Here is a 14,003-nt window from a genome sequence, read left to right as displayed (position 1 = left end):
ATTTTTGCCCCCAGAACGGGGGCTCCTACGGTTCCCCCCACCGCTCGGCGCCCCGCGGCGACTGGAACGGCCCGGATGACTATGATGCAATGCCCTACCGCCAGCCTCCGCGCCGTACCGCCTGCATTGACCGTGAAACCGCGCCTGCTTCGCCACTCCCTGCTGTTCCTGCTGCTGCTCCTGTGCATGCTGGGCTTCGGCTACGTCGGCTATCACCTCAGCGAGGAGTCGGGCATCCGTCATCTGCGGGATAACGGCGAGCGCCAGCTGGAGCTCCACGCCCGCGCCGTGGAAAGCGAGATCAACCGCTACACCTACCTGCCCAGCCTGCTGGAGCTGGAGTCCAGCGTCAGCCACCTGCTGCTCAACCCCACGCCCTATCGGCGCAATCTGGTCAACGACTACCTCGAAGGCCTGAATCGCCGCAGCGGCGCCCGCGCCATCTACCTGCTGGACACCAGTGGCCGCGTACTGGCCACCAGCAACTGGCGCGACAGCGACAGCTACCTGGGCGAAGACCTGGCCTTCCGGGCCTACTTCCAGGAGGCCGTACAAGGCCGCCCCGGTCGCTTCTACGGCATCGGCAGCACCACGGGCGAGGCCGGTTACTACCTGGCCCACGGTCTGCGCTACCAGGGCCGAATCATTGGCGTCGCCGTGGTCAAGGTGAAGCTGGAAGCCCTGCAGGAGCGTTGGGAAAAGGCCCGCCTGCAAGCCTTCGTCAGTGACGAGAACGGCATCATCATCCTGTCCAGCGACCCGGCCCTGCGCATGAAGGCCGTGCGCCCGCTTTCGGCCGAAGACAAGGAACGCCTGGCGCGCAGCCTGCAGTACTACTGGTGGGCGCTGAACGAATGGGAACCACGCAGCCGCCAGGTGCTGGGCGAGGGCCTGGAAGCCATCAGCTTCGCCGCCAGCGGCCCCCAAGGTGAGGCGGAGGGCGAAGTCGCCTACCTGGCCCAGACCCGCACCCTCAACGACACGCCCTGGCACTTCACCCTGCTCTCCCCACTCGCCGACTTGCGCCGCGAAGCGGTGATCCAGGGCATGCTCGCCGCCGTCGGGTTCGCCCTGCTGGCCTTCCTGCTCATCGCCTGGAACGAGCGGCGCAAGGTCATCGCGACCCGGCTGGCCGCTCGTGAAGCATTGCTGGCGGCCAACAACGAACTGGAACGCAAGATCGCCGAACGCACCCAGGACCTGCGCGCCAGCAACAGCCGGCTGCTGGCGGAGATCCGCGAACGCAAGCAGACCGAGGACAACCTGCGCAAAGCACAGGACGGACTGGTCCAGGCCGGCAAACTGGCGGTCATCGGGCAAATGTCCACCAGCATCGCCCACGAGCTCAACCAGCCGCTCGCGGCCCTGCGTACCCTCTCCGGCAACACCGTGCGCTTCCTGGCCCGCGGCGCCCTGGACACCGCCAGCACCAACCTGGCGGCGATCAACGAACTGGTCGACCGCATGGGCCGCATCACTGCCAGCCTGCGCGCCTTCGCCCGGCGTTCCGACGACCACGGCCAGGCACGCCTGGGCAAGGCGGTGGATGCCGCACTGTTCCTCCTGCAAACCCGTCTGGAGCGCACGCCGCTGACCCTGCACCGGGACTTTGCCGACGAGTTGCTCGCCATCGACCAGACCCGCCTGGAACAGATCCTGGTCAACCTCATCGCCAACGCCCTGGACGCAATGAGCGGCCAATCCGATTGCCAACTCTGGCTTAGCGGCCAGATCGATGGCGACAAATACCGGCTTCAGGTGCGCGACAACGGCCCCGGCATCGACCCGGCCAACCGCGTTCACCTGTTCGAACCGTTCTTCACCACCAAGCCCGGCGAACACGGCCTGGGCCTGGGCCTGACCCTCTCCGCCAGTCTCGCCACCGCCGCCGGCGGCAGCCTGGCGGCGCACCACCCGGATACGGGCGGCACCGCCTTCGAGCTCTGCCTGCCACGCATGGAAAGCCCTGAAAAATCCCCCGCGAGCCCCGCCCCATGACCGAGCTGCTCAGCGTTCTCATCGTCGAAGACGACCCCCACGTACTGATGGGTTGCCAGCAGGCCCTGGCCCTGGAGGACATTCCCAGCATCGGCGTCAGCAGCGCCGAGCAAGCCCTGCAGAAGATCGGCGAGGACTTCGCCGGCATCGTCATCAGCGACATCCGCCTGCCCGGCATGGATGGCCTGACCCTGCTCGAACGCCTGAAGAGTCGCGACCGCAGCCTGCCAGTGGTCCTCATTACCGGCCATGGCGACATCTCCATGGCGGTGCAAGCGATGCGTGACGGCGCCTACGATTTCATGGAGAAACCCTTCTCCCCCGAGCGCCTGGTGGACGTCGCGCGCCGCGCCCTGGAGCAACGCGCCCTTGCCCGGGAAGTGACGGACCTGCGTCGCCAGTTGGCCGGCCGGCACTCCCTGGAGCAACGCATCATCGGCCGCTCGCCGGCCATCCAGGCCCTGCGCGAACTGATCGCCAATGTCGCCGACACCTCGGCCAATGTGCTGATCGAAGGCGAAACCGGTACCGGCAAGGAGCTGGTCGCCCGCTGCCTGCACGACTACAGCCGGCGCCAGACCAAACAGTTCGTCGCCCTCAATTGCGGCGGCTTGCCGGAAAACCTCTTCGACAGCGAAATCTTCGGCCACGAAGCCCACGCCTTCACCGGCGCTGGCAAACGCCGCATCGGCAAGATCGAGCATGCCCACCAGGGCACCCTGTTCCTCGACGAGATCGAGAGCATGCCGATCAACCTGCAGATCAAGTTCCTCCGCGTCCTGCAGGAACAGACCCTGGAGCGCCTGGGTTCCAACCAGTCGATCCCGGTGGACTGCCGCGTCATCGCCGCCACCAAGTTCGACCTGGACGAGGAAGGCAAGGCCGGTCGCTTCCGCAGCGACCTGTATTACCGACTGAACGTGGTCACCCTGGAACTGCCGCCACTGCGTGAGCGTCGCGAAGACATCCTGCTGCTGTTCGAGCACTTCCTGCAGCTCTCTTCCCTGCGATTCGACCGCGCTGTCCCCGAGCTGGACAACGCCACCGTTTCGGCGCTGATGGCCCACGACTGGCCGGGCAACGTGCGCGAACTGCGCAACGTCGCCGAACGCTTTGCCCTCGGGCTGCCGGTGTTCAAGAAGAGCAGCCAGACCCCGGACGGCAACGATCCCCGCTTTGCAGAAGCGGTGGAAGCCTTCGAGAAATCCCTGCTCAGCGCCGCCCTCGAACGCCACGGTGGCAACCTCAGCCAGGCCTGCATTGCCTTGGGCATGGCCAAGACCACACTGTTCGACAAGGTGAAGAAGTACGGGTTGTAGACACGGTTGCGGGGCGATACGAACTTGTAGGGGCAAATTCATTCGCCCCTACAGAAGAATCCCGCCCGTCCATGGTCTAAAACCACCAGACCACCCCACACGAACCTCCGCCATGTCCCTGCTGCACCGCGCCATCCACGCCAGGGCCGGTGAACTGGCCCCGGCCCTGGCCGCCTTCGCCCTGCTTCTGTGTCTGTTCGGCGGCTACTTCATGCTGCGGCCGGTGCGCGAAACCATGGGCATCGCCGGCGGCGTCGCCAACCTGCAATGGCTGTTCAGCGCCACCTTCGTCGTCATGCTGCTGACGGTGCCGGCCTATGGCTGGTTGAACGCGCGGGTACCGCGAAGGGTGTTCCTCGACTGCGTCTACCTGTTCTTCGCCAGCAACCTGCTGGGCTTTGCCTGGTTTCTCTGGCGTACACCCGATCCCCTGTGGGCGGCGCGGGCGTTCTACGTCTGGCTGTCGGTCTACAACCTGTTCGTGGTGTCGGTGGCCTGGAGCCTGCTGGCGGATGTGTTCGACCGTCGCCAATCCAAGCGGCTATTCCCCGCCATCGCCGCGGGCGCCAGCAGCGGCGGGTTGATCGGCCCCCTGCTGGGTGGCCTGCTGGTGAGCCAGGTGGGCACGGCCGGGCTGCTGGTCCTGGCCGCCCTGCTCCTGCTGCCGACCCTGGCCCTGCGTCGCTTCCTGATGAGCTGGCGCGGCATTGGTGGGGCAGGAAGGCCCGGCGCAGAAAGTGAACCGCCGGAGCGCCCGGTGCCCGGCAATCCCTTCTCTGGTATCAGCCTGGTGCTGGGCTCTCCCTATTTGCTGGGCATTTGCGCCTTCGTCCTGCTGCTGTCCTGCACCAGCACGTTTCTCTACTTCGAGCAGGCGCGGCTGGTGGCAGCACTGTTCCCGGACAGTCGACAACAGGTCCGCGTATTCGCCCTGATCGACTTCAGCGTGCAGGCGCTATCCCTGATCTGCCAACTGCTCGTCGCCGGACGCGTGGCCCAGCGATTCGGCGTTGGCGCCTTGTTGGCAGTGGTGCCGCTGCTGGTCGCCCTGGGCTTTCTCGCCCTGGCGTTGCTGCCGCAATTCGCCGTGTTGGCCGGCGTAATGGTGCTGCGTCGGGTGGGCGAGTACGCCTTCATTCGGCCGGGGCGGGAAATGCTCTTCGTACCGCTCGGCGCCCAGCAAAAATATCGGGCGAAGAACTTCATCGACACCGTGGTCTATCGCGGAGGCGACGCCCTCAGCGCCTGGCTCAACACGCTGCTCATCGGCATCGGCCTTGCTGCCGCCACGGTGGCGCTGGTTGGCGCAGGCGTAGCCCTGGTCTGGTCCGTACTGGGCTGGCGCCTGGGCGTGCGGCACGAGCACACTGAATCCTCGGCAAGCCCACAGGAGGCCAAGCCATGAGAACCGGTATCACCCGCGCCGAATTCCTCCGCCTCAGCGCGGGTACGGCACTTCTGGCCATGAGCCCATTCAGCCTCGGCGCCGACGTGGAGCCGCATCCATTACGCCGTCGCGCCATCCCTTCCAGCGGCGAACAGTTGCCCGTGATCGGCGTCGGCACCTACCGGGGCTTCGACATCTCACATGATGCCAGCGAGGCCTGGGCCGACTGTCGCAAGGTACTGGAAGCGCTCTTCGCGGCCGGCGGCTCGGTGATCGACAGCTCGCCCATGTACGGCCAGGCGGAAGAAGTGATCGGCGGCTTGCTGAACGAGCTGAAGGCCCATGAGCATGCGTTCGTCGCCACCAAGGTCTGGACCCAGGGGCGTCAGGGCGGCGTGAAGCAGATGCAACACTCCATGCGCCTGCTGCAGCGCCAGCGCATCGACCTGATGCAAGTACACAACCTGGTGGACTGGAAGGAGCACCTGACAACGCTGCGGCAATGGAAGGAGGAAGGCCGAATCCGCTACCTGGGCGTCACCCACTACACCTCCAGCGCGTATGGCGAACTGGAAAAGGTGCTGCGCGCCGAGAAGCTGGACTTCCTGCAGATCAACTACGCCCTCAACGACCGCGACGCCGAAGCGCGCATCCTGCCCCTGGCGCAGGAGCGCGGCGTGGCGGTGCTGGTCAATCGCCCCTTCGGAGGCGGCAACCTGCTGCGCAACCTCTTGCAGCAACCCCTACCTGAATGGGCCGCCGACTACGACTGCAGCAGCTGGCCGCAACTCTTGCTGAAGTTCTGCCTGAGCCACCCGGCAGTAACCTGCGTGATCCCCGGAACGGGCAACCCCCGCCACATGCTGGACAACCTCCAGGCCGGGCGGGGGCGGGAAGCGGATGAAGCCCTGCGCAAACGCCTGACCGATCTACTGTAGGAGCGAGCTTGCTCGCGAACGGATTCGCACGGGTTCATTCGCGAGCAAGCTCGCTCCTACATGGACGGGGGGCTCGATCAGGCCGAGAAGCCACCGTCGATCATCAGGTTGGCGCCGGTGATGTATCCCGCCTCCGGGCCGGCCAGGTAGGCCACGAAGCTGGCGATCTCCTCGGCCTGGCCATAGCGCGGCAGGGCCATGATCTGCTTCAGGGACTCGGCGAACTCGCCGTGGTCGGGGTTCATCTCGGTGTCCACCGGGCCCGGCTGCACGTTGTTGACTGTGATGCCGCGCGGGCCGAGGTCACGGGCCAGGCCTTTGGTGAAACCAGCCACCGCCGCCTTGCTCAAGGCGTACACCGAGCCGCCGGCAAACGGCATGCGCTCGGCATTGGTGCTGCCGATGGTAATGATGCGACCGCCCTCACCCATCACGCGGGCAGCTTCCTGGCTGGCGATCACCACACTGCGGACGTTGACGTCCAGCGTCCGATCCAGGTCGTCGATGCTGAACTCCTCAATGGGCGCCACGGCCAGCACGCCAGCGTTGTTCACCAGGATGTCGAGGCGGCCGTAAGTTTCCACCGTGTGGCGGATGGCAGCGCGGATGGCCTGCTCGTCGCGGCTGTCCGCCTTGATGGCGATGGCGCGGCCACCGTCGGCTTCGATGGCCTGGACCACTTCAAGTGCGCTGCTGGCGGATGCAACGTAGGTCAGGGCGACAGCGGCGCCTTCCTTGGCCAGACGCTTGGCAGTCGCGGCACCGATGCCGCGGGAACCGCCCTGGATGAATGCGACTTTGCCTTCGAGGGATTTGTGGTTGCTCATTGGGGATCTCCTGGAACTAGGGGGGTGTGGTTGAGTACGGCCCCAGTATTGATCTCCGATTCGCAACCGATAAGCCGGCAATCGCTATATTCAGTCGATACCAATGGTTTATGGAGAGCCCATGGAAACCCTCAGCAGCATCGAGTGCTTCGTGCGCGCCGCCGAGGCTGGCAGCTTTGCCGAGGCCGCGCGGCGCCTGGGCTTGACCCCCGCCGCGGTGGGCAAGAATGTGGCTCGACTGGAGTCCAACCTCGGCGTTCGGCTGTTCCTGCGCAGCACCCGGCGCCTGACCCTGACCGAGGCCGGCGAGCGCTTTCTGGCGGAAGTGAGTGGCGGGTTGGCGAGCATCCAGGGCGCGGTGGCGAACCTCGCCAGCAGCCAGGGCCAGCCGGCGGGCACCCTCAAGGTGAGCATGGGCGTCGCATTTGGCCGCGACTACATCCTGCCGCACCTCGCCGACTTCCTCGCCCGCTACCCGGCCATCGTCCCCGACTGGCAGTTCGACAATCGCCCCGTAGACCTGATCGGTGAAGGCTTCGATGCCGCCATCGGCGGTGGCTTCGAGCTGCCTCCCGGGGTGATCGCCCGCCAGTTGGGACCGGCCCACCGCGTGCTGCTGGCGTCCAAGGATTACCTGGCGCGCAGCCCGGCCATCGAATCACCGGAAGACCTCGCCCGGCACGACGGCATCCTCATCCGCTCGCCCCAGACCGGGCGCGTGCGCAGCTGGCCGTTGCGTACCCGCGACGACCGCCAGGCGACGTTCGAACTGAAGCTGCGCATGACCATGACCGACCCGGAGGCCGCCTGCCATGCGGCCATGCAGGGGCTGGGCGTCACACTGGTCAGTACGGTACACGCCCTGCCCCACCTCAAGCGCGGCGCGTTGGAACGCGTACTGCCGGACTGGTACGTGGATACCGGCAGCCTGTCGCTTTACTTCAGCGCGCAGAAGCTGCTTCCGGCCAAGACCCGCGTATTCATCGACTTCATCGTCGAGCGCTTCCGCCAGCAGAAGCTGGCGGAGCAGTTCAACGCCAACTGGCGGCCCCGACGCTGATGGGTTTCGCTTCGCTCTACCACATCCTATGTAATGGGTCCGAGCCTCAGAGATGCTCGCTGCGGGCGGCTACATACAGGTTGCGCCCGGCGCCGAGGCCGAATGCGGTAGCCGCCAGGCTGATGACGACGAAGATGATCCCTACCGCGCTCCAGCCGTGGGTCAGGTCATGCACCACCCCCACCATTAGCGGGCCCATTGCAGCCAGGGTGTAACCCACGCCCTGAGCCATGCCGGAGAGGTTGGCGGCCACGTGGGCATCCCGCGAGCGCAGCACGATCAGCGCCAGGGCGATGCTGAAGGTGCCGCCCTGACCCAGGCCGAGCACCACGGCCCACCCCCAGATTCCAGTGAGCGGCGCATAGAGCAAGCCCAGCAAACCGGCCAGGGTCAGGCCCATCACCAGTACCACGGCCAGGCGCTGGTCGCGGCCACGGGTAGCCAGCCAGGGGGCGCCAAGGGCGCTGATCAGTTGCGTCATCACCGAGCCCGACAGCACCAGCCCTGCCTCCACCGCAGAGAGTCCCCGGTCGGTCAGGATCGACGGCAGCCAGCCGAAGACGATGTAGGCCAGGGACGATTGCAGGCCCATGTAGAGCGTCACTTGCCAGGCTAGCGGGTCGCGCCACAGGCCCGTCACCTTGTAGGCCTGTCGATGGGCGTGTTGGCCCTGGCGCGCCTGGGGCAGCCAGATCAGCGCGGCGAGGATCGCCGGCAGCGCCCAGAAGGCCAGCGCCGGTTGCCAGGCGTGGTCCATCAGCTCCGCCAGCGGCACCGTGGCGCCTGCAGCCAGTGCCGCGCCCAGGCACAGGGCCATGGTGTAGACCCCGGTCATCAGCCCGGCGATATGCGGGAAGTCGCGCTTGACGATGCCCGGCAACAGCACGCCGATAACGCCGATGCTCGCCCCCGCCACCAGGCTGCCGAAAAACAGCCCGGCGACCGGGAACAGGCTGCGCAACACGATGCCGCTGGCCAGGGTGAGGAGGATCAGCAGCACCGTACGCTCGCTGCCCAGGCGTCGTGCCAGCAGGGGCGCCAGTGGCGCAAACAGGCCGAGGCAGAGCACCGGCAAGGTGGTCAGGAGGCCCGCGCCGCTGGCCGAAAGACCGGTGGCGTCGCGCACCATGTTCAGCATCGGCGCCAGGCTGGAGAGCGCCGGGCGCAGGTTCAGCGCCACCATCACCAGCCCGACCAGTAGCAGCAAGGCGCTGCCGCGCAGCGCCTGGGGCTGGGGTTCGTCGTCGACCTCGGCATCGATCAGCAGTTCTTCCGGCGGGCAGGCGGGCTTGGGGTCATCCAGGGGATTCGGGGCATTCATGCAAGGCAGTTCCAACAAGGGGCAAGGTCAGATCAGCAACGCGCGGTTGGCCGCTGCGGCGGCATCCGCGTCTTGACGTTCGATGGCGTCCCGCTCTGCACACGGTGCAGGTGAAGGGCCTACCGGTACGCCTTGGGAAGCGAAGCGGAAAATGTTAGCTCCCTAAGTAATTAGCCGCAACCGACATACTTGCGAGTAACGAAATAGTCATTATCGGTGGGGATGATTTTTCCCCCTCCCCGGCCATTGTTAGCCTGCGCGCTCTGAACCACACACCGCTCAGGGCCACCCCATGAAACACGCACACATCCTTGCGCTGGCCGTAATGGCACTGATCCTCACCGGGTGCGCCAGCCAACCCGAACCCGAGCAACGCCCCTACACCGACGCCGAGGTGAAGCAGTTCGCCCTGGAAATGCTCAGCCGCGCCGGCCTGCCCTACGACGATTACGAGAAAGTCCGCCAGGCCCTGACCCACCCCAAGGTGCCCGAAGCGGGGAAAGACCTGCCGAAGGAAATGCCGCGCAAAGGTTGAAGTCTCTATTCGAGCCTGACAGGGCTCACTGTGGGGGCCAATTCATTCGCCAAGCAGGCCAGTGGCCTGCCGTAGGTTGGGCAGAGGAACGAAGCCCAACGCGTGGACGTGACCGTAACGTTGGGCTTCGCGGAGCTCAGCCGCAACCTACGATTGCGAGCCCCTACCGAGCGATCTTGCGCCACACACTCGCCAACCAGGGCTGCTGCTCCCGTGGCAGGCCGCTCGGACGGTAGTAGTGCTCCACGGCTTCGAAGCCGGCCGCTTCCAGCAGGGCTTTCCAGCTTTCGTAGTCGTGCCAGGCGCCGTAGCGGCTGCCGTTCCAGCCTTCGTCGTTCTGCCCGCGCGGGTTGGAGCTGAAGAGCACGCCGCCGGGTTTCAGCGTGGCGTGCAGTTGGCGCAGGACGCGGGGCAGTTCCTGGCGCGGGACGTGAAACAGGCTGGCGTTGGCGAAGATGCCGTCGAAGCGCTCGGCGGGCAGGTCGAGGGCGAGGAAGTCTTGGTGCCAGACTTCGCAACCGGAGTCGGCACGAGCCATGGCAACGAAGCTTTCCGCGCCGTCCAGGCCGACGGCGCAATGCCCCAGACGGGTGAAGGATTGCAGGTCGCGGCCGGGGCCGCAGCCGAAGTCGAGGATGGTGAATGGCGCGCAGCCCCGGATATGCCGCAGCATCGCCTCGATGTTCTGGCTCACGTCGTGATCGCGAGTGCCCTCGCGGAAGTCTTCGGCGTTGCGATTGTAGTCGTCGAGGGTGATGGCGGTGATGCTGGCGAGGTCTTCGGGCTTCAGGGGCATGGGTGACTCGGGGCGAAAGAGTGCGAGAAAGTGAATTCTACTCCCTGCCCGTCAGCAACTATGCCGGGAGCAGCCTATCGTTCTGGATACGCCTTTCCAGCAAGGAGCCAGACATGGCCGCCTCCGGCAAGAAAATGAGCCTGACTGCACTCACCACCCTGGTGGCGGTGAACATGATGGGCTCCGGCATCATCATGCTGCCCTCCAGCATGGCCCAGTTGGGGGCGATCTCCCTGCTATCCTGGATCGTCACGGCGATAGGCTCCATGGCCATCGCTTACTGCTTCGCCCAGTGCGGGATCTTTTGCGCCCGTTCAGGCGGGATGTCGGCGTACACGGAGGAAGCCCACGGCAAGTCGGCCTTCTTCCTCTGTTCCTACCTGTACTTCCTCTCGCTGGCCATCGGCAACGTGGCCATCGCCATTTCCGCCGTGGGCTACCTGACACCCTTCTTCCCCTGGCTGGGTTCCGGCGCCATCCCGCTGTTCATCGGCGCGGTGGGGCTGATCTGGCTGACCACCCTGGCCAACTTCGGCGGGCCGAAAATCACCGGTCATATCGGTTCGATCACGGTCTGGGGGGTGATCATCCCGGTGGCGGGGCTGTCAGTGATCGGCTGGTTCTGGTTCGACGCCAACATCTTCGCGGCGGCCTGGAACCCCAACGACATCGCCACCAACGATGCCATCACCCAGAGCATTCCGCTGACCCTCTGGGCGTTCCTCGGCATGGAGTCCGCGGCGCAGAACTCCGATGCTGTGGAGAACCCCAAGCGCAACGTGCCGCTGGCCTGTCTGATGGGCACGCTGGGCGCGGCGGTGGTCTACGTGCTCTCCACATCGGTGATCATGGGCATCGTGCCCAACCCCGAACTGGCCAACTCCAGCGCGCCCTTCGCCTTCGTCTACGCGAAGATGTTCAACCCGTTGGTGGGTGACCTGATCATGGGCCTGGCGGTGATGGCCTGTGTCGGCTCGCTGCTGGGCTGGCAGTTCACCCTGGCGCAGACCGCCAAGGTCACCGCCGACCAGAAGATGTTTCCAGCGCTGTTTGCCAAGGTCACGCTGCTGGGCGCCCCTATCGCCGGACTGATCGCCAATGCCGTTCTGCAGAGCGGCATGGCGATTTCCACCATCTCGCCCAATGCCTCGGAGCAGTTCGGCAAGCTGGTGAACCTGGCAGCCGTGACGAACATCATTCCCTACATCACCTCGCTTTCGGCGCTGCTGGTCATCATGCAGAAGGCTGGCGTGACGGGATTCCCGCACCACCGCAACGTGGTGGTGCTGCTTATCGCGATGGCCTACAGCTTCTATGCGCTCTACGCCTCGGGGACGGAAGCGGTGTTCGGCGGCATGATCGTCACCGCCGTGGGCTACCTGATGTTCGGCTACATCGCCGACCGCTTCCTCGAAGAGCGCGCCGCGCAGGCTCGCGCCCTCGGTCTGGAGGACAAGGCATGAACCGGAAAGCAATGCTCTGGCTGCCCCTGATAGCGGCGCTGCTGCTGCCGTCACTGGCGCCGGCCCAGACCCTGGACCGCATCCGTGCCAGCGGCACCCTCACCCTCGGCTACTTGCCGGACCAGCCGCCGTTCTCCTCGGCCGAGGGCGAAGGCGCTTCCGGCTACGCCATCGACCTGTGCCAGAAAGTCGCCGAGCAACTGCGTACCCTTCCTGGCCTGGCCACACTGAAGGTGCGCTTCGTGCCCCTGGCGCCGGACAAGGCCCTGGACGTCGTTCAGGAAGCGGGCGTGGACCTGCTCTGCAGCCCCATGGTGGAAACCTTGAAGCGTCGGCAGAACCTGGCCTTCTCACTGCCGGTGTACACAGCTGGCATTGGCGTGGTGCTGCGCAAGAACGCCCCGCTGTCGCTGGTCAAAGTGCTCAAGGGCGAAGCGGAACAGACCGGTCCCACCTGGCGTGCCACGCTCAATCGCGGCCTTGCGGCCCACCGCTTCGCGGTGCAAGGCGGGACGCTGGTGGAAGAGTGGGCGCAGGAGAGGCTGCGCCTGCTGAAGGTACAGATCACCCTGGAGACCGTGGCCAGTCCGGCCGAGGGTGTGGAGCACGTAGCCAGCGGCAAAGTGGACGCATTCTTCTCCAACCAGATGATCCTGCGCAGCCTGGTGGCACGGGACACAGCCAACACCAACCTGATGGTGCTGGACCGCCGCTTCGAGTTCGAGCCGGTATCCATGGCCATGGCCCGCGGCGACGAGGACTTCCGCCTGCAGGTGGATACGGCGCTGAGCCAGCTCTATCGCTCCGGTGCCATCGTGCCGCTTTATACCCGCTACTTCGGCGCCCCAAGCGAACTGGACCAGACACTGTTCAAGGTGTATTCGCGCCGCTGAATTCGACAGCAAGAGTCGGGATGCCGGCGGTATCCTGCCGGCATACTCTCTGCCATGACCGAACAGCAAGCGGATAGCGCCATGAAGCCCTCTGCCAGGACTGCCATCGAACAGGACCCCCGCTGGACCGCCGTGCAGGCCCGCGACCCGGCCGCCGACCGGCAGTTCGTCTATGCGGTGAAAACCACCGGCATTTACTGCCGCCCCAGCAGCCCCACCCGCCTGCCGCGTCCGGAGAATGTGGAATTCTTCGACAGCGCGGAAGCGGCTGAAGCCGCCGGCTACCGTCCCAGCCGCCGCGCCGCTGCGGACATGACCAGCGTTGCCGCGCAGCACGCGGCGCTGGTATCGGCCGCCTGCCGGCAGATCGAAAGCGCCGAGGAGGCGCCAGGGCTGGAGGCCTTGGCCGAGTCGGTTGGCATGAGCGCCTCGCACTTCCACCGGGTGTTCAAAGCGGTCACAGGCGTCACCCCCAAGGCTTATGCCCGCGCTCGCCGAGCCCGCAAGGTGCGCGACCAATTGGGCGCTGGCACCTCGGTGACCGAGGTGATCTACGACGCCGGCTTCAACTCCAACAGCCGCTTCTACGCCGACTCCGCCCAGGTGCTGGGCATGAAGCCCGCCGACTACCGTGCCGGCGGCGTCAACAATGAGATCCGCTTCGCGCTGGGCGAATGTTCCCTGGGCTCCTTCCTGGTGGCGCAGAGCGGCGTTGGCGTATGCGCCATTCTCCTCGGTGATGACCCGGACGCCCTGCTGCGCGACCTGCAGGACAAGTTTCCCCGCGCTCGGCTGATCGGTGGCGACAGCGACTTCGAGCAACTGGTGGCCAAAGTCATTGGCTTCATCGAAGCGCCGCAACTGGGCCTGGACCTGCCGCTGGATGTACGCGGCACAGCCTTTCAGGAGCGGGTCTGGCAGGCGCTGCGGGAAATCCCGCCTGGCAGCACCGCCAGCTATGCGGAGATTGCCGAGCGCATCGGCTCGCCCCGCGCCGTGCGTGCCGTGGCCCAGGCCTGCGCGGCCAATAGCATCGCCGTGGCCATCCCGTGCCACCGAGTGGTACGCAGCGACGGCAACCTCTCCGGCTACCGCTGGGGCGTGGAGCGCAAGCGCCGCCTGCTGGAGCGCGAGGCCGAAGGGTGAAACGCTGGACCCTGCTGGGGGTGGACGAAAAGCCGTACACGAGCCCGCTGCCCGGCACACTGGGCGGGCATCGCCAGACACGAATCTACGGCCGCCTCGACTGCCCCACTGCCCTGCGCGCCATTGCGCGTGGCGGGTATGTATCGGCGCGGGTGTTCTTCCTTGATGCAGCCACGGCACAGGCGGCCGGGTATCGGCCTTGTGCGCGGTGCATGAAGGGCGCCTACCGGGAATGGCAGGCCCTGCAGGGGCGAAATCATTCGCTGTTTCTGCATTAAGTGCTGTAGGCAGCTGCATTGCCTGTAGGCTCTTGGCCCGTG

Annotated in this window: 13 protein-coding genes; 10 read left to right on the top strand and 3 right to left on the bottom strand. The window is 66.0% G+C overall.

The genetic code is table 11. The features are described 5' to 3' along the window. Positions 1-84 precede the first annotated feature (84 nt). From AAHM40_RS08970 to AAHM40_RS08955, 4 genes are all read left to right on the top strand, one after another. Positions 85-1,998 carry a sensor histidine kinase gene (locus AAHM40_RS08970; RefSeq protein ID WP_342244327.1) on the top strand — a complete coding sequence of 638 codons (1,914 nt, stop codon included), beginning with the start codon at positions 85-87 and terminating at the stop codon, positions 1,996-1,998. Continuing rightward, complete coding sequence (locus tag AAHM40_RS08965; protein WP_342244320.1) at positions 1,995-3,317, top strand: sigma-54-dependent transcriptional regulator; 1,323 nt, start codon at positions 1,995-1,997, stop codon at positions 3,315-3,317. Before AAHM40_RS08970 ends, AAHM40_RS08965 begins: the two co-directional genes overlap by 4 nt. A gap of 112 nt (positions 3,318-3,429) precedes the next feature. Then, positions 3,430-4,722 (top strand): NTP/NDP exchange transporter, encoded by a 1,293-nt coding sequence (locus tag AAHM40_RS08960; RefSeq protein WP_342244319.1) that lies wholly within the window; start codon positions 3,430-3,432, stop codon positions 4,720-4,722. Then, entirely contained in the window at positions 4,719-5,642 is a 924-nt protein-coding gene (locus AAHM40_RS08955; protein ID WP_342244318.1) for an aldo/keto reductase, read from the top strand. Before AAHM40_RS08960 ends, AAHM40_RS08955 begins: the two co-directional genes overlap by 4 nt. Positions 5,643-5,719: 77 nt before the next feature. Here the strand turns inward: AAHM40_RS08955 and AAHM40_RS08950 are convergent, their stop codons facing one another. Continuing rightward, positions 5,720-6,469 (bottom strand): 3-oxoacyl-ACP reductase family protein, encoded by a 750-nt coding sequence (locus AAHM40_RS08950; protein WP_342244317.1) that lies wholly within the window; start codon positions 6,467-6,469, stop codon positions 5,720-5,722. 121 nt (positions 6,470-6,590) lie between these two features. On the opposite strand from AAHM40_RS08950, the gene AAHM40_RS08945 reads away from it, so the two are divergent. Then, positions 6,591-7,529, top strand: coding sequence for a LysR family transcriptional regulator (locus AAHM40_RS08945; RefSeq protein WP_342244316.1), 939 nt, complete (start codon positions 6,591-6,593; stop codon positions 7,527-7,529). Positions 7,530-7,575: 46 nt separating this feature from the next. On the opposite strand, the gene AAHM40_RS08940 is transcribed toward AAHM40_RS08945, so the two are convergent. Further along, positions 7,576-8,850 carry a CynX/NimT family MFS transporter gene (locus AAHM40_RS08940; RefSeq protein ID WP_342244315.1) on the bottom strand — a complete coding sequence of 425 codons (1,275 nt, stop codon included), beginning with the start codon at positions 8,848-8,850 and terminating at the stop codon, positions 7,576-7,578. Positions 8,851-9,142: 292 nt separating this feature from the next. Here AAHM40_RS08940 and AAHM40_RS08935 point away from each other — a divergent pair, with 292 nt between their 5' ends. After that, positions 9,143-9,385, top strand: coding sequence for a hypothetical protein (locus tag AAHM40_RS08935; protein WP_274800629.1), 243 nt, complete (start codon positions 9,143-9,145; stop codon positions 9,383-9,385). A gap of 163 nt (positions 9,386-9,548) precedes the next feature. Here the strand turns inward: AAHM40_RS08935 and AAHM40_RS08930 are convergent, their stop codons facing one another. Beyond that, the gene (locus AAHM40_RS08930; protein ID WP_342244314.1) at positions 9,549-10,181 is read right to left on the bottom strand and encodes a class I SAM-dependent methyltransferase; all 633 of its coding nucleotides are present in this window, start codon (positions 10,179-10,181) and stop codon (positions 9,549-9,551) included. Between the two features lie 113 nt (positions 10,182-10,294). Between AAHM40_RS08930 and potE the strand changes: the two genes are divergently transcribed. From potE to AAHM40_RS08910, 4 genes are all read left to right on the top strand, one after another. Next, positions 10,295-11,644 carry a putrescine-ornithine antiporter gene (gene potE / locus AAHM40_RS08925; protein WP_342244313.1) on the top strand — a complete coding sequence of 450 codons (1,350 nt, stop codon included), beginning with the start codon at positions 10,295-10,297 and terminating at the stop codon, positions 11,642-11,644. Continuing rightward, positions 11,641-12,537: an amino acid ABC transporter substrate-binding protein gene (locus AAHM40_RS08920; protein ID WP_342244312.1), complete on the top strand. Its 897-nt coding sequence runs from the start codon at positions 11,641-11,643 to the stop codon at positions 12,535-12,537. Before potE ends, AAHM40_RS08920 begins: the two co-directional genes overlap by 4 nt. An 81-nt stretch (positions 12,538-12,618) precedes the next feature. Next, a complete protein-coding gene (gene ada, locus AAHM40_RS08915; protein ID WP_342244311.1) occupies positions 12,619-13,683 on the top strand; it encodes a bifunctional DNA-binding transcriptional regulator/O6-methylguanine-DNA methyltransferase Ada in 1,065 nt (354 codons plus the stop codon). Continuing rightward, positions 13,680-13,961 carry an Ada metal-binding domain-containing protein gene (locus AAHM40_RS08910; RefSeq protein ID WP_342244310.1) on the top strand — a complete coding sequence of 94 codons (282 nt, stop codon included), beginning with the start codon at positions 13,680-13,682 and terminating at the stop codon, positions 13,959-13,961. Before ada ends, AAHM40_RS08910 begins: the two co-directional genes overlap by 4 nt. Positions 13,962-14,003 lie beyond the last annotated feature (42 nt).

Source organism: Pseudomonas sp. OTU5201 (assembly GCF_038440135.1).
Taxonomy (GTDB): Bacteria; Pseudomonadota; Gammaproteobacteria; order Pseudomonadales; family Pseudomonadaceae; genus Metapseudomonas; species Metapseudomonas resinovorans.
This window is presented reverse-complemented; position numbering and strand designations above follow the sequence as displayed.